Source organism: Dehalococcoidia bacterium (assembly GCA_041649635.1).
In the GTDB taxonomy this organism is placed as follows: Bacteria; Chloroflexota; Dehalococcoidia; order E44-bin15; family E44-bin15; genus JAYEHL01.
In genome coordinates this window covers 686,971-705,353 of sequence record JBAZMV010000001.1, presented here as the reverse complement: position 1 = coordinate 705,353, position 18,383 = coordinate 686,971, and the positions used below count along the sequence as shown (strand labels likewise).

Annotated in this window: 18 protein-coding genes and 1 other annotated feature; of the genes, 7 read left to right on the top strand and 11 right to left on the bottom strand. The window is 55.6% G+C overall.

Annotated elements, in window-relative coordinates; genetic code table 11:
• Positions 1-9: 9 nt before the first annotated feature.
• Entirely contained in the window at positions 10-1,059 is a 1,050-nt protein-coding gene (locus WC562_03485) for a hypothetical protein (GenBank protein ID MFA5055221.1), read from the top strand.
• Here WC562_03485 and WC562_03480 read toward each other — a convergent pair.
• The 11 genes from WC562_03480 to WC562_03430 form a co-directional block, all read right to left on the bottom strand.
• Positions 1,056-2,375, bottom strand: a complete 1,320-nt coding sequence (locus WC562_03480) for a DUF1015 domain-containing protein (GenBank protein MFA5055220.1) — start codon at positions 2,373-2,375, stop codon at positions 1,056-1,058. The two genes, WC562_03485 and WC562_03480, sit on opposite strands and share 4 nt — an antisense overlap.
• Positions 2,376-2,598: 223 nt before the next feature.
• The gene (trpA, locus tag WC562_03475; GenBank protein ID MFA5055219.1) at positions 2,599-3,390 is read right to left on the bottom strand and encodes a tryptophan synthase subunit alpha; all 792 of its coding nucleotides are present in this window, start codon (positions 3,388-3,390) and stop codon (positions 2,599-2,601) included.
• Positions 3,387-4,589, bottom strand: a complete 1,203-nt coding sequence (gene trpB / locus WC562_03470) for a tryptophan synthase subunit beta (protein MFA5055218.1) — start codon at positions 4,587-4,589, stop codon at positions 3,387-3,389. The genes trpA and trpB overlap by 4 nt, the downstream gene beginning before the upstream one ends.
• A gap of 193 nt (positions 4,590-4,782) precedes the next feature.
• Positions 4,783-5,430, bottom strand: coding sequence for a phosphoribosylanthranilate isomerase (locus WC562_03465; protein ID MFA5055217.1), 648 nt, complete (start codon positions 5,428-5,430; stop codon positions 4,783-4,785).
• Positions 5,427-6,215, bottom strand: a complete 789-nt coding sequence (gene trpC / locus WC562_03460; GenBank protein ID MFA5055216.1) for an indole-3-glycerol phosphate synthase TrpC — start codon at positions 6,213-6,215, stop codon at positions 5,427-5,429. The genes WC562_03465 and trpC overlap by 4 nt, the downstream gene beginning before the upstream one ends.
• Before the next feature lie 256 nt (positions 6,216-6,471).
• Entirely contained in the window at positions 6,472-7,485 is a 1,014-nt protein-coding gene (trpD, locus tag WC562_03455) for an anthranilate phosphoribosyltransferase (GenBank protein MFA5055215.1), read from the bottom strand.
• A complete protein-coding gene (locus WC562_03450; GenBank protein ID MFA5055214.1) occupies positions 7,482-8,075 on the bottom strand; it encodes an aminodeoxychorismate/anthranilate synthase component II in 594 nt (197 codons plus the stop codon). The genes trpD and WC562_03450 overlap by 4 nt, the downstream gene beginning before the upstream one ends.
• Positions 8,056-9,501, bottom strand: coding sequence for an anthranilate synthase component I (gene trpE, locus WC562_03445; GenBank protein MFA5055213.1), 1,446 nt, complete (start codon positions 9,499-9,501; stop codon positions 8,056-8,058). The genes WC562_03450 and trpE overlap by 20 nt, the downstream gene beginning before the upstream one ends.
• A 176-nt stretch (positions 9,502-9,677) precedes the next feature.
• Positions 9,678-9,939: a binding site (T-box leader), on the bottom strand.
• 41 nt (positions 9,940-9,980) lie between these two features.
• Positions 9,981-10,694 carry a hypothetical protein gene (locus WC562_03440; protein ID MFA5055212.1) on the bottom strand — a complete coding sequence of 238 codons (714 nt, stop codon included), beginning with the start codon at positions 10,692-10,694 and terminating at the stop codon, positions 9,981-9,983.
• Between the two features lie 183 nt (positions 10,695-10,877).
• On the bottom strand, positions 10,878-11,468 hold the full coding sequence (locus tag WC562_03435; GenBank protein ID MFA5055211.1) for a PT domain-containing protein: 591 nt from the start codon (positions 11,466-11,468) through the stop codon (positions 10,878-10,880).
• Between the two features lie 65 nt (positions 11,469-11,533).
• On the bottom strand, positions 11,534-12,673 hold the full coding sequence (locus tag WC562_03430; GenBank protein MFA5055210.1) for a GuaB3 family IMP dehydrogenase-related protein: 1,140 nt from the start codon (positions 12,671-12,673) through the stop codon (positions 11,534-11,536).
• Positions 12,674-12,788: 115 nt separating this feature from the next.
• On the opposite strand from WC562_03430, the gene rsmI reads away from it, so the two are divergent.
• From rsmI to WC562_03400, 6 genes are all read left to right on the top strand, one after another.
• Positions 12,789-13,604 carry a 16S rRNA (cytidine(1402)-2'-O)-methyltransferase gene (rsmI, locus tag WC562_03425; protein MFA5055209.1) on the top strand — a complete coding sequence of 272 codons (816 nt, stop codon included), beginning with the start codon at positions 12,789-12,791 and terminating at the stop codon, positions 13,602-13,604.
• 64 nt (positions 13,605-13,668) lie between these two features.
• On the top strand, positions 13,669-13,848 hold the full coding sequence (locus WC562_03420) for a hypothetical protein (protein MFA5055208.1): 180 nt from the start codon (positions 13,669-13,671) through the stop codon (positions 13,846-13,848).
• Positions 13,849-13,914: 66 nt separating this feature from the next.
• Positions 13,915-15,585: a methionine--tRNA ligase gene (gene metG, locus WC562_03415; GenBank protein ID MFA5055207.1), complete on the top strand. Its 1,671-nt coding sequence runs from the start codon at positions 13,915-13,917 to the stop codon at positions 15,583-15,585.
• Positions 15,554-16,375, top strand: a complete 822-nt coding sequence (locus WC562_03410; protein MFA5055206.1) for a TatD family hydrolase — start codon at positions 15,554-15,556, stop codon at positions 16,373-16,375. Before metG ends, WC562_03410 begins: the two co-directional genes overlap by 32 nt.
• A gap of 3 nt (positions 16,376-16,378) precedes the next feature.
• Positions 16,379-17,005 carry a hypothetical protein gene (locus WC562_03405; protein MFA5055205.1) on the top strand — a complete coding sequence of 209 codons (627 nt, stop codon included), beginning with the start codon at positions 16,379-16,381 and terminating at the stop codon, positions 17,003-17,005.
• Entirely contained in the window at positions 17,002-17,985 is a 984-nt protein-coding gene (locus tag WC562_03400) for a polyprenyl synthetase family protein (protein ID MFA5055204.1), read from the top strand. The genes WC562_03405 and WC562_03400 overlap by 4 nt, the downstream gene beginning before the upstream one ends.
• The last annotated feature ends 398 nt before the right edge of the window (positions 17,986-18,383 follow it).

Here is an 18,383-nt window from a genome sequence, read left to right as displayed (position 1 = left end):
GGTGGACTTATGGAATTTCTAAAAGAGACGGTAAAAGTTGAATTCCTTAATCCGTTGCGCGGTTTTAAGCGTGAGACAAAGCCGATAGAGTATCGCAGCGATCCGCTTACCGGATACCGCAGCCGCATCAGCCTTGATAGGGCTAAGCGCGTGAAACAAGCACAGAAGATTAAAATTAACGTATCAGATATTGTTTCGCACTCGGCCGACGGATGCTATTTCTGCAGGGAGAATATCGATGGAGCGACGTCTAAGTTCGTAGCGGAAATTCTATCGGAAAATACTGACGGTCGCATAACAGTCGGCCAAAGTATATTGTTCCCTAATCTATATCCATTTGCGGAGCACCATGCCGTAGCGACAATAACAGATTGTCATTATCTGGAACTTGACGAATTCACGCCCGACATGATAGTAGACAATCTTACGGCAGTCCAGAAATATACGGTTTCTATCCGCAAGTACGATGCAGGCGCCAGATACCCCGCGTGGATCTGGAATTATCTGCCTCCCAGCGGCGCCAGTATCATTCATCCCCATGTTCAGATCGCCCTGGAACGCACACCCATGCCGGAACTAGCCGACCTTTTGAGTGAAAGTGAAGGCTATCTGCGCGATACTGGTGCAAATTTCTGGCAGGAGCTAATAGCTATCGAAAAGGAAAGTGGCGATAGGTTTATAGGAGAGAACGCGTCGGTAGCTGTTATCGCCACCTTTTCTCCGCGAGGCAATCGCGATGTTCAGATTATATCCAAGCGGGTCAGCGGCATAGCGGATTTCGACGAAAAGCACGTACGGGATTTCGCCGATGCAGTCGTGCGCGTGCTGCACGGCTACAAGAAAATGGGGATAAACTCGTTTAACCTTGTCACTTATTCTGCTGCTATAGACGAGCACCCGGGGCATTTCCGCTTCAGCGCGCGCATGATTTCAAGGCCCGTATTCCAATCGCTGTATACCAACGATTCGGGGCCTATGGAGCGTTTCTACGGCGTATCCATAATCGAGGCTGTGCCGGAGCAGGTGGCATCGGACATGCGGAAATGTTTTGAGTATTAGTCGTCCCACAGGGGGTTCATCACCAGGCCTGTCGGTGTCTTAGGATAGAAGTATGTTGATTTCTGCGGCATCCTAAGTTTTGCATCGGCCACGGCCAACATATCAGCGATAGGTGTCGGATTGAGGAAGAACGCAAGCTGATGGCCGCCTTTGTTCACACTCTTTATAGCTTCGATGCCGTCGCGGGTGTACTCCAGGCATTCCTCCTCCAGCTTGGGGCTGTCTATCTTAAGAATACGGCGAAGGATAAGCCGATGGAGTATGGTCACATCAAGGCCGCTGACCGCGTCGTCCCCGGCCTCACCGTCGACTTTCAGGTCAACGCCTTTTTTCGCATGCAGGACGCAGAGCTTTTCGCCGTCCAGCCCGTATAGCCCGAAGCTGGTATTACGGTTCTTCTGAAGAGCGTCTATCCAGTGCTTAAGCGATTCCGTTGCTTTGGAATGCGGCGGGAGCGTTTCGCTGTCGAAATATTCGGCAATTTTATCTTTCAGCGAATCCAGCGCGCTTTGTTTCAGCCCTTTTATAATGCGATGGGTCGGCAGCATGAGCAGATTTGGATCTTCGGCCGGCGTGATGGTCATCATAACGTAGTTGTACGGCGCATCGTAGCTGTCGGATGGGCTGGCTGCCTTGCGATCGCGACTGTAATTGAGAGCCGTCTCGTAGCGGTGGTGGCCATCGGCGATGTACAGCATCTTATCGGCGAGCAGCTTGGAAACTTTCGGTATGGTAGCATTGTCGGTGATGGCCCACATGGCGAACTCCACGCCGTCCTTATCCTTGGCATGCGGTGCCGGCCGTTTGATAACGTCGGCGAATAGCTCCTCAAAGCCTCCGGGTTTGTAGCGGAACAGCACCATGACCGGACTGAAGTTCACGGCGCAGGCTTTGAGCAGTTTCATGCGATCCTCGCGCGGCTTGCTCATCGTTTTTTCATGCGGGCGGACGCAACCGGTCGTGAGGTCCTCCAGCTTAACCCGGGCCATGAGGCTTAACCGGCTGTAATCACAGTCGTTGTGTGTAAATCGATGCTTGATGAGATAAAGCGCCGGACGTTCCTCGCGAGTAAGTATTCCTTCATCTAGCCACTGTTTGACATAACCTGCGGCGCGTGTGTATTTGTTATTTTTGGGGGTGTCTTTCGCTTCGTCGATTCCGTAGTCTAGACGAATGACATTGTAGGGGTTTAAATCATAATAGCGAAGCTGCTCCGCAGATGATATCACATCGTATGGTGGCGTGATTACTGCCGAGGGATCGCCGATGCGATCAAGGTTGTATCTGAGACCGCGGAACGGTTTAACAACAGCCACAGCGCTTACTATAGCAAAGACGGAGGCAGGAGGTCAATTAGAGTTTTGTATGATGAAAACCGGTCAACCCCCTGTGTCCCCCAATCATGGGGGAATTGAAAAAAAGGATAGGGGACACCCCTAGAACCCCGGCAGGAGAAAAGTCTCCTGCACCTCTTTTTCTTACACGTCGTTCCGGTGAAAACCGGGATCCACAAAGGGCGAATGGCCATTCGCCCCTACATTATGCGTCGATGGCTGAGCGAACATCCGCGATGAAGACCTTCACGTCGGCTGCCGGGCGCTTGCTCTTCTCGATGATGTCGAGGATGCGGCTTCCGATGATGACGCCGTCGGCAAGCCCGGCCGCGCGCTGTGCCTGCTCCGGCGTGGAGATGCCGAAACCAACACACAGCGGCTTATCCGTTATCTTGCGTATCCGCGAAATGAAATCTTCAAGGTCGGTCGACATCGTCGATCGCGCGCCGGTGACGCCCTTGAGCGAGACCACGTATATGAAGCCCTGAGCCCTGTCCGCGATGAACTTCAAGCGTTCTTGCGAGGAACTGGTCGGAGCCACCAGATATACCAGGTCGAGGCCATGTTTTTTCATGATAGCCTCGGCCTCGCTGCCTTCGTCGGGCGGCAGGTCGGGCACGATGAAGCCGTCGATGCCCGCTTTGTGTGATGCGATGCAGAACTTATCAAATCCGTAATGAAGCATCGGGTTGTAGTAGCCCATGAAAAGCAGGGGTATGTCGACCCTCTTACGCAGCTTGGCGGCTACCTCCAGACATTTGCCCGGCGTGATGCCTGCTTCCAGCGCGCGCTGGCTGGCGCGCTGTATCGTGGCGCCGTCGGCCAGCGGGTCGGAGAAGGGTATGCCCATCTCGATGATGTCGCAGCCGCTGTCGACCAGTGCGATCGCGATCTCGAGCGTCGCGTCTATATTTGGATAGCCCACGGTCAGATATGCGACTAGCGCCTTGCGTTTAATCGGTCGATTCTTATCGAAGAATGCATCTATGCGGTTCACAGCTTCACCCCCAGCGCCCCGGCCACGATGCCCATGTCCTTGTCGCCGCGGCCGCTCAGGTTGACGAGAATGCTCTTGCTTTTGGGCAGTCCGGAGGCCAGCTTAGCGGCGTAGTACACCGCGTGCGCCGACTCCAGCGCCGGTATGATGCCCTCCTTCTCGGATAGCAGTTTAAAACCCTCAAGCGCCTCGTCGTCGGTAGCGATTGCGTACTCGGCGCGCTTCGTTTCCATGAGCAGGCTGTGTTCCGGCCCCACGCCGGGGTAGTCCAGCCCGGCCGAGATGCTGTGCGTCTCCTTTATCTGCCCGTACTCGTCCTGCAGCACGTACGATTTCGTTCCGTGCAGCACGCCGATGCCGCCGCCGCTGAAACGGGCGCTGTGCTTGCCGCTGGCGATGCCCAGCCCGCCGGCCTCGACGCCGATGAGCTTGACGCTCTTGTCGTGCAGGAACGGATGGAATATTCCTATCGCGTTACTGCCCCCGCCCACGCAGGCGACGATGTAATCGGGCAAGCGGCCAGTCGTTTTCAACATCTGCCTGCGCGCCTCCTTCCCGATGACCGACTGGAAGCCGCGCACCATTATGGGGTAGGGGTGCGGGCCCAGCGCGCTGCCCAGCAGGTAGTGTGTGGTGTCGACATTTGTTACCCAGTCGCGAATCGCTTCATTTATCGCGTCTTTCAGCGTCCTGCTGCCGCTGGACACCGGGCGCACTTCCGCGCCTAGCAGCTTCATGCGGAAGACGTTGAGCGACTGGCGCTGTATGTCCTCCTCTCCCATGTAGACCACGCATTCCATGTCGAGTACGGCGCATACGGTGGCCGCGGCCACGCCGTGCTGCCCGGCTCCGGTCTCGGCGACTATTCTTTTTTTATTCAGTCGCTTAGCTAAAAGCCCCTGCCCCAGGGCGTTGTTTATCTTGTGCGCTCCGGTGTGGGTCAGGTCCTCGCGCTTGAGGTATATCTGTGCCCCGCCGCAGTGCTTCGTCATCTGTGAGGCGAAATATAGCGGCGTGGGTCGCCCCACGTAGTCTTTGAGCATGGCTTTGAGCTCGGCTTTAAAATTGGCGTCGCGGCAGGACTGGCGGTAGGCTTTTTCGAGCTCGTCCAGGGCGGCCATGAGCGTCTCCGGCACGTACTTGCCGCCGAATTGGCCGAAGTGGCCATTTCTATCGGGTAATTGTGTCGCGTTCTTCATCTGCTTTTTACCTCTGACTAAGTGATAATCAACCCCCTGTATCCCCCATTCTTGGGGGAAGGGAAAAAGCTGGGGGACACCCCCAGTGCCCCCGGCAGGAGAGAAATCTCCTGCACCTCTTATTGTCGAGTTCGTCATTCCGGCGTAGGCCGGAATCCACAGCTTATATTTAACGACGGGTTTATAACTCGCCCTACGGTGTGGAGTCGATCCTTCTCACCGTTGAGATGAACCTCTTTATTTTGCCGATATCTTTCACGCCGTTGGTCTCCACTCCGCTGGATACGTCCACGCCCCATGGCCGTGCCGCCGCTATAGCCCAGGCTACGTTCGCCGGTGTGAGGCCGCCGGCGAGCACAAAGCGGTATTTGCCCGCGGCTGCTTTGGCTATCGCCCAGTCGAACGCCTTGCCGGTGCCGCCGTAGCTTCCGTTGACGGCGCAATCCAGCAGCGGCAGGAAGTAGTAGTTGGCCTTCTTATAGCCGCCTGACAACTCGCTCACCAGCTTCTCGCTGGAGTATTCCTTAGATATTTTTATGGCCTTGATGGCGGGGCGGTGCAGCTCCTGCACATATTCCCAGGGTTCATCGCCGCTCAGCTGTATGCGGTCGAAGTTGCAGTACTTGGCGATGCGGTTTATCTCGCTGGCAGGCATGTTGACGAATACGCCTACCGAGAGCGTACGGCTCCCTTTCACCGCGGCCGCGATAGCTCTAGCCTGCTCGATATCGACCTGTCGTTTAGACGGGGCCATCACGATGCCGATATAGTCGGCTCCGGCCTTGGCGGCGGCGACGGCCTGCGACGGCTCCTTTATTCCGCAAATCTTTACCCTGGTCATGACATTAGCTCCTTCATTTTCTTGGCAGCATCATCGGCGGCGGAGAGCACCTCTCCCACCAGCATGGCATTCACCTTCCACCTGTATAGTTTCTCCACATCTGCGCGGCTTTTTATGCCGCTCTCGCTTACTACGATGCAGTCGTCGGGCACGAACGGGCGCAGGCGCTCGGTCGTATGCAGATCGACATCGAATGTTGTAAGATCGCGGTTGTTGATGCCGATCACCCGGCACCCGCTGGCTACGGCGCGTCTGATCTCGTTCTCATCGTGTACTTCTACCAGGCACTTCATTCCCAGCGTGTAGCTGAGATTGATCAACTGCACCAGCTTATCGTCGTCCAATATCGCTACGATGAGCAGCAGCGCGTCGGCGCCGCAGGCTCTCGATTCGTATATCTGGTACGGGTCGAAGATGAAATCCTTGCGTAGCAGCGGCACCCGGATTTTTTTTGCATCGAAAGCTTCTCTTATCTCTCTCAGGTAATCGATGCTGCCCTTGAAATATTTCTCCTCGGTGAGTATCGATATCGCCGCGGCTCCGTTTGCCGCATAAGTTGTCGCCAGGCTGACCGGGTCGATGTCGGCATTTATGACGCCTTTCGAGGGCGAGGCCTTCTTCACCTCGGCGATGAGCCGGATATCATCGCCGCGCAATGCGGCGGCGAAGTCTATCGGCTTGCGCTTCATGACGGTGCAACGCCGCTTCAACTCTCTGAGCGGCATCTCGCGTTTCCGCAGTTCCAGCGATTCCTTTTTCGATTGGACTATTTCATCTAGGATCATCAGATAATCAGCCCCCTGTTATCCCCCAATCTTGGGGGATTTTAAAAAAGGATAGGGGACACCCCTAAAACCCCGGCAGAGGGAAGACCCTCTGCACTCCCTCATAGCTGTCAACGAAAATCTCCTGCACCTCTTGTTTCCGTATTCGTCATATCAACCCCCGTCGGTAGCTCTCAAACCGTAGGGTGGGTAGAGCGCAGCGAAACCCACCACAATATATTGCGAAGGTGGGTTAGCTCCGAGTAAGTAACCCACCCTACACCAGGCTTTGCGTCAGCTCCCTCAGCTCGTCCAGCTTCTTCATAGCGGCGTGGATGTCTATTGATTCGGCGGCCAGCTTCACGCCCTCTTTAAGGTCTTTCGCCATGTCGGCGGCGACGAGGGCCGCGGCAGCGTTGAGTAGCGTGATATCGCGATAGGGACCCTTCTCGCCGTGCAGAACTACACGAAGTATGTCGGCGTTCTCCTTGGGCGGGCCGCCTCTCAGCTTATCGACGCTCGTCCTCGTGAAACCAAAGTCCTCAGGCTCGATGTAATATCGCGCAACCGCGCCTTCTTTGAGCTCGCACACTGTCGTTTTTCCGCCGAGCGTAATCTCGTCCATGCCGTCCTCGCCGTGCACGGCCAGCGCATGGCCGCAGCCTAAGATTCCCAGCACCTCGGCCATCGTCAGGGCCAGCTCGTCGCTGAACACGCCGAGGAGCTGCGATTGCGCCCGCGCCGGGTTGGTCATGGGGCCAAGAATATTGAACACGGTGCGGATGCCGATCTCTTTTCTCGGGTTGACGGCGAACTTCATCGCCGGGTGGAAGCGCGGCGCGAACATGAAGCCGATGCCGATCTTTTCAAGACAACACTCGACGCCTTTCGCATCGATGTCGTATTTCACACCCAGCGCATCGAGCACATCGGCGCTGCCGCAGCCGCTGGACATGCCGCGGTTTCCGTGCTTGGCTACCTTGACCCCCGCCCCGGCCACGACGAAGGCCGCTGTGGTCGAAATATTGAACGTCTTGGTGCCGTCCCCGCCCGTGCCGCAGGTATCAACCAGAGGCCCATCCGCTTTAACCGGCAGCGATTTCTCGCGCATGACTTTAGCCATGCCCGCTATCTCGTGCACCGTCTCGCCCTTGAGCCGCAGCGCCGTGACGAATGCCCCGAACTGCGCTGGCGTGGCCACACCATCCATAATCTCATTCATGACCTGCGCCGCCTGCTCCATGTCGAGCGAGCTGCCTTTAACCACTATATCGATAGCCTCTTTAATCATTGTCGCGCCTCCTGTTTGACCGTCGCTTTCATATTTAGAAAATTCCTTAACAAATCCTTTCCAACATTCGTCATAATCGATTCCGGGTGGAACTGCACGCCCTCCGTCGGATACTTGCGGTGTCTTAGACCCATGATGATACCACCGTCCGTTTCGGCTGTCACCTCAAGGCAGGAGGGGATGCCGTCGCGCATGACCGCCAGCGAGTGGTAACGAATGGCCCGGAACGGGTTCGACAGACCGTCGAAGACGCCCTTGCCGTCGTGTTTTATCGTCGACGATTTGCCGTGCATGATCTCGCCCGCGCCCGCGACCGTGGCCCCGTAGGCGTAGCCTATGCACTGGTTTCCCAGACACACGCCCAGTATCGGCAATCTAGGTCCGAAATGTTTTATCGCATCGACCGATATGCCCGCATCGAGCGGCGTGCCCGGCCCGGGGGAGATGACGATGCGTTCCGGATTGAGCTTTTTGATGGCGTCGATGGTAATCTTATCGTTCCTGACGACCTCTATGTCCTGCCCCAGCTCGCACAGGTACTGGTACAGGTTGTAGGTAAAGCTGTCGTAGTTATCTATCAGCAGTAGCATATGCTTCCTCCGCGACTTCAATGGCCTTCATCAGCGCCCGGGCCTTGTTCAAACACTCCTGGTGCTCGCGCTCCGGCACGCTGTCGTAGACGATGCCAGCGCCGGCCTGCACGTGCGCCGTGCCGTCCTTCATCACTATGGTACGTATCGTTATCGCCGTGTCCAGGTTGCCGGAGAAGCTGAAATATCCCACCGCGCCTGCGTACGGGCCGCGTTTGTCCGGCTCCAGCCCGGCTATTATTTCCATCGCTCGAATTTTTGGAGCTCCGGACACGGTTCCGGCGGGGAAGCAGGCGCGCAGCGCAGCGAAGGGGGAGAGGTCGCTCCTCAGTTTCCCCTGCACGTGTGAGACGAGGTGCATTACGTGTGAGTAGCGCTCGACATCCATGAACTGCGTCACCTCGACGCTGCCCGGCTCGGCTATGCGCCCGATGTCGTTCCGCCCCAGATCGACGAGCATGATGTGCTCGGCCTGCTCCTTGATGTCGGCCTTAAGCTCTTTCTCATAAGTGGCGTCCTGCTCGGCGTCGTGGCCGCGGGGGCGCGTTCCGGCGATGGGGTGGGTGGCGACGACGCCGTTCTCGACGCGCACCAGCAGCTCCGGCGAGGTTCCGATGATGTGGCAGTCGTTCAGTTTCAAATAGTACATATAGGGCGAGGGGTTGATGCTGCGCAGCGACCTATAAATGTCGAACGGCTGGGCGCTGGTCTGTTTGCTCAGGCGCTGCGATAGCACCGCCTGAATGATATCGCCGGCGACGATATGTTCCTTGGCATGCGCTACGATGGACTCGTATTGCGCCTGGGACATGTTGGACGTCGCGGCTTTGGCTGCCTTGCCGTTAGGCTTACCACGATTCGAGTCGAGTGGGCGGTTGAGCTTGCGCACCAGCGCGTCGATGCGCTCGGTCGCTTCTTTATAAGCTTTCTCGACATCGCCGTTGTGGAGATGCGCATGGCTCACAACTTTTATTTTATGACTGAGGTGGTCGAATACCAGCACGGTGTCGGCGAACATGAAGACGGATTCAGGCAGGCCCAGCGGGTCGCGCTCGGGGGCGGGCAATTTCTCGAAGTGTCGCGCCGTCTCGTATCCCAGATAGCCGACGGCGCCGCCGTGGAAGGGAGGCAGGCCGCGCACGGGAACCACCTTGTATTTCTTGAGCTCGGCCTCGATCGGGATTAACGGATCGCCATTGCTGTCGTTCAATCGCAATACAAGATAGGGATCGGCGCCGATGAAGCTGTAGCGGGCCAGACGCTCGCCGCCCTCCACGCTTTCCAGAAGGAAGGCGTAATCGCCCTCGGCTATTTTGAGGAAGGCCGAGACCGGCGTCTCCAAGTCAGCCACGATCTCGCGGTACACAGGTATCAGGTTTCCCTGATTCTTCAGCTTTTTCACTTCTTCTATTGTCGGGTAGTACATACGCCACCTCCGGCTGTCGACTTTAAAAACTTTAGATTTGTAATTATCAACCCCTGTATCCCCCAATCATGGGGGAATTTAGTAAAGGAATAGGGGGCACCCCTAAAACCCCGGCAGGAGATTTCTCCTGCACCTCTTTTGCTAAGGTTCGTTTTTACAAAACAAAAAACCTTCGTCGAAGGGACGAAGGTTTTTAAAAACTCCGCGGTGCCACCCTTTTCCCCGAATGAACGGGGCGGCTCTTGTCAGGTACGGCCTTTACCGGCGATACCCTGGGCTACGATAACGGTGCCCTCTCCGTCAAAGCCTACTCTCGAAAACGATTTCGGTTTGCAGCTCCCAAGTCCATTCCGCCCCTGCGCTGGTGCCGGGCTCTCACCTGCCCCGGCTCTCTGTGACCCCGCTTCCGGACGTACTAGTCTTGTTCTACGCTTTTCAGTTATTAAGTTTTACCAAGGTAACATAAAGTTACGGTAGTGTCAAGATACTGTCGTTATCGGTACTCCGGGAGCTAATGACTCGATATCAAACATGCTGTCATCTATCGTCGGGTTAAGATCGATATTCGAATACTGCATGGTGTATTTGTATCCTTCCGCCGAGGTGGCCTCGCCTTTGACCAGCCAGCCGCTGTCGGATATCCAGTAGCTGGATACGGAACCATCGGCGAAGTCGCAGGTGAATTTAGTGCATGACTGGCCGCTTATGTTCTCCTGCCCCTCGATAGACGCGGTTCCGGAACATGCGGCCTGGAAACCGGAGAGTATCTCTGAGTCTGATGAATCTCCCCAATATCCGTCTTCAAATTCCTGCGCAAATGCCGCACCCGGATTATCGACTTCCCATTCAGTAGCGTATTTATATACCATGTTCAGTTCCGGCATATACAGGTAAGCGAACTGTCCGTCATAGATCCACATGTATTCTGTTTCCGTTCCTTCGTATGTTGTGCTCCATGCGGTATTCCACTTTTCTCCCTTGACCCAGTACTGCATCTCTCCCGAATGCCCGTCCGAATCAGACCACTCCATGAAGAATTTGTAGCTATCCGGCAGCGTGCCGGTCTCTCCCGGCTGCTCCGTTGCCGTTGCGGTGGGTGTCGGTTCACTTGTACCGCCGCCGCCGCATCCTATTGCTGTAATCGAGACTGCTATGGCGATGATTAATCCCAGTAGCGCATACTTCTTAAGCATATTCCACCTCATTTGGCGATGATTTTCGAGGTTAACACGATATCAGCTTCAAGTCAATATTTGAATCCGTGTTAGAGATTTGAAAATAATACACGCCCCATCCGCTCATCGCAGTACGATGGGGCGTGCGGTTCTTAGCTTATATACGGTTTGTACTATGGTTGTCTGATTGTGCTGGCTGTATTAATTCGGCTGAAACACAGAATCCGAAAGGCTGGGATTGATATCGATATTAGTATATGTCACAGTGCCCATTCCGGGAACAGTGTATGTCCAGCCCTGCACGCCTGTCCATTCTTCAGCCAAGTAGTCACGATATCCTTCAAAGCTTTCATAGAATTCATCCCAAAACTCATCGAAACCCTGGTACATCGTGATAAAGTCGATCCATTCGTATCCGTTGTAAACCCAGCCCTGATGGGTGGAACCTTTCAGGATATAAGCCATGTTCATTTGTGCCGAGGTCATGTCAATTCTGAAATCGAGGTCGCTGGTTCCAAAGTTCCTTGCCCTGTACCTGTATGTAAATGTTCCTTGTCCTTCAATCACATACTCAACAGTGAAGTCAAGGCTCGTTGCCGTAGCGGCAGGGTTGGTCTCCTGTGTTGCCGTTGGCTCCGATGTGGGTTGCCCAGTTGGTTGTTGTGTCGGTTGCGCTGTCGCCGTTTTCGGCTGAGGAGTTGGGCCAGCGCTCCCGCCGCCGTCGCATCCGATAGCGGAGATCGAAACCACCAGAGTGATAATCAATCCCAGTACTGCAAATCTTTTCGTCATATTTCACCTCTCCTGGCAATTATTTGCGAGACTGACGAAGAGTCAATCTCAAAGCGATATTCAATTTACGTTTGGCTCTGCTGCCAGTGCTTGCCCTCGGTCTTTATCGATGGCGCGATAACCATTGTAGCCTTTTGCATCTCACGGATATTGCGAGCGCCGCACATGCCCATAGACGTTCGCAGCGCGGTGACCAGGTTCTGCGTTCCACTGGTGACCGAAGACGGGCCGAAGAGCATCTGCTTGAGGGTAGTGGTCGTGCCGACCTTGACGCGCGTGCCGCGCGGCAACGAAGCATGCGGGGTGGCCATACCCCAGTGATAGCCGCGCCCCGGGGCCTCTTTGGTCTGGGCGAAGATTGAGCCCAGCATCACCGCGTCTGCGCCGGCGGCTACGGCCTTGCAGATATCGCCGCTGGTGCGGAATCCGCCGTCTGTGATGAGAACGACGTATTTGCCCGTATCCTTCAGGTGCCGTTCCCGCGCCGCGGCGCAGTCGAGGGTCGCCGTAATCTGAGGCACGCCTACGCCGGTCACTTCGCGTGTGGTGCACGCCGCGCCGGGGCCCACCCCGACGAGTATGCCCGAGATGCCCTGCTGCATCAGCTCAAGCGTTGCGCCGTAGCTGACGCAATTGCCCACAACGATCGGCGCCGGCATCACTTTGCACAGGTCGGCGAAGCTGAGTCCCTTATAGCTTTTAGATATATGTCTCGCGGTTGTTACCGTCGATTGGATGACGAAGATATCGATGCCGGCCTCGGCGCATATCGGGGCGAACTTTTTGGTATTGGCCGGCGTAACCGATGCGGCGCACACCGCCTTGGCCTTCTTTATCTCCCTGATGCGCTGACCGATGAGGTTTTCCTTTATCGGCTCGGAGTAGACCTTCTGCATGAATGGCGTTACCTTGTCGGGGGGCATGGACGCAATTTCTTCAAGTATCGCGGCGGCATCTTCGTATCGTGTCTGCACTCCCTCCAGGTTTAACACGGCCAGTCCGCCCAGCTTATGCATGGCGACGGCGAACTTGGGGTCTACTACCGCGTCCATCGCCGATGCTACTATCGGCACGGGGAATGTGAAAGGTCCGATTTTGAGGTCCAGGTTAACTTGATCGGGATTGACGGTTGCATCGCCGGGAACGAGCGCTACTTCATCGAAACCGTAGGTGTGTCTCAGTTCTTTAAATTGAGGGGTCGGCATCGGTTATCTCCTAGTCATTGGGAAAAAATGTGTATGGGAAATCATATCAGAATATGACGTGGTAAGTCAATCCAAATAGACGTTTCACCGGCCGATACGCTATAATACTTCCGCTATGCAAACTTTATATGTTGTCGCAACGCCAATTGGAAACAAGGGAGACATCACCATGCGCGCCATGAGGACCATGAACGATGTCGGGCTCATAGCCGCCGAGGACACGCGGCGCACCGGGCGCCTGCTCTCGATGTGCGGCATCACTAAGGAGATGATAAGCTACAACGAGCAGACGAAGCGCTCCAAGCTGCCGTACCTGCTGAAACAGCTCGAGACCATCGATGTCGCGCTGGTGTCCGACGCGGGCACGCCGGGAATGAGCGACCCGGGATACGAGCTGATAAAGGCGGCTATCGAGAACGGCGTCGAGGTGGTGCCCATACCGGGGCCTTCGGCGATAATTACCGCCGTGGTCGTTTCCGGATTGCCGACGCATGAATTCACATATCTGGGCTATCTGCCGCGGATGAAGGCGCAGCGGGTGAAATTCCTCGAGTCCGTAGCTGGTGAGCCGCGGACGATGGTGCTATTCGAGGCGCCGCATCGATTGAAGGTAGCGCTGAAGGATATACTGACGGTAATGGGAGACCGCCGCGTCGCCGTGTGCCGCGAGATGACCAAGCTGTACGAAGAGGTTTACCGCGGCAAGGTCAGCGGTGCCATCGATTATTTCGAAGAAATTCGTGGAGAATTTACGCTTGTAATCGAGGGCAAGGTTAAGGAGGAGGTTAAGTCCACCTCCGCTGTCGAGGATGAGCTGCGCCGGTTGCGTAAGGAGGGGGTATCGGCTAAAGACGCCGTCGCCCGGGCGGCCAGGTCGTCCGGCATGTCCAAGAAGGCAGTCTATCAGATGTGGCTGGATTTGAAGAAATAGGTCACGGTCCTTCCATGATGTTTGGATGTATGGAAGGATGCCCCTACGTCGGGATGACGGAATCATGAAAGAGGTGCAGGAGGTTCTCTCCTGCCGGGGTATTAGGGGTGTCCCCTATCCCTTTTTAAAATTCCCCCATGATTGGGGGATAGAGGGGGTTGATGCTGAACGAGATTCTTCATCTTTCCACATATTTGGAAATCATGGAAGGATTCAGAATGACACAGAAGATTGTCGAAGGTGAAGAACACCATCGACAGCAAAAGAGAAAATCATATTCATATGCGATTAGAATCGAGTTTTTAAGATTATGACTGAGAAGATATTCATCGGTGTGGCCTGGCCCTACGCTAACGGGCCGCTGCACCTTGGACATATCGCCGGGGCGTATCTGCCTGCGGATATTTTCGCGCGCTACAATCGATTAAAGGGCAACGATGTGCTCATGGTCTCCGGCTCGGATCAGCACGGCACGCCGATAACGGTGCGCGCTGAGCAGGAGGGGGTGTCGCCGGCGGAGGTGGCGCAGCGCTGGCATGAGGCCTTTCTCGAATCCTGGCGCAGGATGGGCATCTCATTCGACCTTTTCACGCGTACCGGCACCGATAACCATTATCGCATCGCTCAGGAAATGTTCACCGCGCTTAAAGAGAAAGGCTATATCTATCCCGGCAAGATGACGATGCTGTACTGTGATAAGTGCAACCGTTTCCTGCCGGATCGCTATGTCAACGGCGTCTGCCCGCATTGCAGGGCGGCTACACGCGGCGACCAGTGCGATGCCTGCGGAAAGCCGCTGACGCCGATAGACCTCATCGAGCCGAAATGCAAGCATTGTCAGTCCACACCCGAGTTGAAGGATACGGAGCATTTCTTCCTCAAGCTTAGCGCGTTCGGGGAGGAGCTTACTAAGTGGGTGTCGCGTCAGGATCACTGGAAGGCGCACGTCAAGAATTTCACACTGGGCTTCCTCAGGGAGGGGCTCAAGGACCGCGCCATCACACGCGACATCGACTGGGGCATACCGGTTCCCGTATCTGGTTTCGAGGACAAGCGCATCTACGTCTGGTTCGAGGCCGTCATCGGCTATCTCTCCGCCGGCATGGAGTGGGCCGAGCGCTCGGGAGATAAGGACGCATGGAAGGTATTCTGGCAGGGCGACGTCAAGTCGTATTACTTCGTCGGCAAGGATAATGTGCCTTTCCACACTATCATCTGGCCGGCCATGCTCATGGGCCGCGGCGATCTGAACCTGCCCTATGACGTGCCCGCCAACGAGTTCCTCACCATCAAGGGGCGGCGCCTCTCCACCAGCCTCAACTGGGCGGTGTGGCTCCCGGATTACCTGGAACGCTACGACCCCGATCCGCTGCGGTATTTTCTTTCGATAAACATGCCCGATGAAAGCGATTCCGATTTCTCCTGGCAGGAGTTCGTGCGCCGTAACAACGATGAGCTGGTGGCGACGTACGGCAACCTGGTCCACCGCGTTCTCACTATTACCTACCGCAACTTTGACGGCAAAGTGCCTGCGCCGGGCGAGATCGACGAGCGCAGCAAAACGTTGCTGGATAAATCGGAGCAGATATTTAACGATGTCGACGCGCTGATGGGCCGCTGCCGCTTCAGGGAGCCCCTGCGGGCGATCATGCAGCTGGCGCAGGAGGCCAACCGCTACCTGGATGAGAAGGCTCCGTGGAAGTCGATTAAGACAAATCGCGAGGAGGCCGCGACCTCGCTGTATGTCGCGCTGTCTATTATCTCATCGCTTAAGACCATGCTGAGCCCGTTCCTGCCGTTCACCTGCGCAAAACTGCACGGCCTGCTCGGCTTGCCCGGCACGGTCGAAGAATTGGGCTGGTCGGTCGCCGAGATTAAACCGGGGCAGCAACTGGCCAAGCCGGAGGCGCTATTCGTCAAGCTCGATGATTCGGTCGTCGAAACGGAGGATGCGAAGCTGGAGGGCGGGCGTGCTGCTTGATTCCCACACGCATATGGACATGCCCGAGTTCGATGATGACCGCGATGCGGTATTGCAGCGGGCGCGCGAGTCCGGCGTGGCGGCGATCATCACTATCGGAATCGATGTCGCCTCCAGCGAGGCGGCGATCGCGCTTGCCGAGAAACATAGCGATGTGTACGCCACCGTCGGCATCCACCCGCACGACGCGTCAAAGGTAACGGAAGCAGATACCGCTCGACTTGAGGATTTAGCGAGACATCCAAAGATTGTCGCCGTAGGAGAGATCGGCCTCGATTTCTACCGCAACCGCTCGTCGAAGGAGTCGCAGGTAGATTCTTTCAAACGGCAGTTGGAGATTGCGTCAAAGGCGGGATTGCCCGTAGTGATCCATAGCCGGAACGCACGGGACGAAGTTTTCGACATATTAAAGGATTGGGTCGATGGATTAAAAATCGAGGACAGGCCGGTGGGCGTACTGCATTGCTTCAGCGGTGATGCCGACCTCGGCAGGAAGTATATCGATATGGGGTTTCTGCTGTCGTTCGCCGGGCCGGTTACGTATCCCAAATCGGCGGCGGCGAATGTCGCTAAAGAAATACCGCTGGATAAGATGTTAATCGAGACGGATTGCCCCTTTCTCACGCCGCAGGCGCATCGCGGGAAGCGGAACGAGCCGTCTTACGTATCATATATCGCGGCCAAGATCGCGGAAATGAAAGGAATGTCGCCCGAATCGGTAGCTGAGATCACATCGGCTAATGCGATACGATTGTTTCGTTTGCCGATAAAGCAGGGCGTCGAAGGATGAATAATGGACGAAGAAACAGGAAAAGAGAAACTGGATCCTAAGCAACTTCCGCTGATCGATAAGAGGGGCATATGCCTCTATCTCAAGGGCGTTGAGGTCATCGGCTATGCCATGAGGAGCCTGACCGACTTCTATGAGAACGGCAGGCTCGGAGGCGATCCCAAGCACAGCTCGGCTCCGAACAAAAAGCTGTCGCAACAGGAGGGGGCCGTGCTGACCAAAGAGACGGCGAGCTACATCTGCTTCGAGATCGTAAAGCAGGTCTGGCACGACCGCGTTGGCGAACTGTGCGAGGATGATATCGACAGGGTGTTGGACATCGTGACGAGGTATATTCGGTTCAGCTACGGCGTTGAGGACCTGCAAGAGAAGCTGGATGATTACGGGGAAGGCACCAACCAATTCGAAAAGGTCGGGCGCAATATCCGGAAGATAGTGCGCGGCGAAACCGAGGATGCGGTTGAAGAGAAGGAGATGACCGTTCTCTTTACCGGGATAACCGTATACATGTTGCACGAGGGGCTTAAGAAAATGTTCGAGCTTTCCGAGGAGCAGATGGCAACCATCATCGACGATTTCTTCACAAAGCATTATTCCAAGTTCATTAAGCGGGAGCAGTCGGAGAATTGAGCGAAAGGAGCCGCGTGTCCGTAGCATCGATATACGAGCCGATAAAAGACGGCCTTGAGCTTGTGGAGAAGAGGCTGAAGTCCCTGGCGAGCGTGGAGTTTCCATGGGTCTCCGTGCCGCTGAGCTACGTGCTGGACAGTGGCGGCAAGCGCATCAGGCCGGTGCTGACGCTCCTCTCCGGCAAGTTCTATAACTATGAACTCGACAGGCTGGTAACAATGGGCACCGGCATCGAGGTTTTTCATACCGCGTCGCTGGTTCACGATGACGCCGTCGACAAGGCCGTCACGCGGCGGGGCAAGCCGGCGGTGAACCAGGTGTGGGGGGAGGGCATCGCGGTGCTGCTGGGCGATTACCTCTACGCCCTGTCGGCTGATTTGATATGCAGCATCGGCGACCTGCGGGTCATGGAGCTCTTCGCCAAGACGCTCACCGAGCTCTCCAGCGGCCAGTTGCGGGAGACCTTCGGCACGCGCAACTGGAAGCAGACGCGTGAGGGTTACTATGAGCAGATAAACAGCAAGACGGCCTCGCTCTTCGCAGCCTCGACCGGCGGCGGGGCTATACTGAGCGGCGCTCCGGAAAAGTCTATCGAAGCGCTGAAGAGCTACGGCCGCAACGTGGGCATGGCGTTCCAGGTCGTCGATGACATCCTCGATTTCACCGCCGATGCCAAGGTGCTGGGCAAGCCGGCGGGCAACGACCTGCTGCAGGGCACCATAACGCTGCCGACGCTGCTGTTCATGGAGCAGCATCCAAAAGACAGGAGTGTAAAAACACTGTTCGAGAAGAAGGGCGGGCAGGAGGAAGTGAACCGCATCATCGAGAAGGTGCGCAACACGTCGATTCTGGAGGATTGTTACAAAGTCGCCGAGGACTTCTCGGCAAGGGCCCGCCGCGATATCGAGCATCTTCCTGACAAGGATTGCCGCCGCGCCATGAACGAGCTGGCCGATTTCGTAGTTGAGAGACGGAAGTAGATTATAAGTCTTTCCAGTCTATACGATGAAATTTCCGCCTGATGTACCACTCTGACAAGCATATGCCTAATATCCATGTTGTCAGTAAGCTAATGAGCGTAATCCACCAATTGATCGTGTCAGGTCTTGTGATGATTATACCCGTAATACAAGCTAAACCAATGCCAAGAGATATCCGCTTGAATAGGTTATATTGTATAACTTTAGCTTGTATCAGCAGATTCAATTTATATAGTTGCTTAGAAACAAATTGCATCCACTGGGGACCGGTGTTATTCCAATATTCAGTAGTCTGTTGTACACTTCCTATCATCCACGCCAGATTAACAAACAATCCAAGTGTAATTCCGGCAAAAGCTTGAGTAAGCAAAGTATCAAATATAACGAGCACAAAGGAT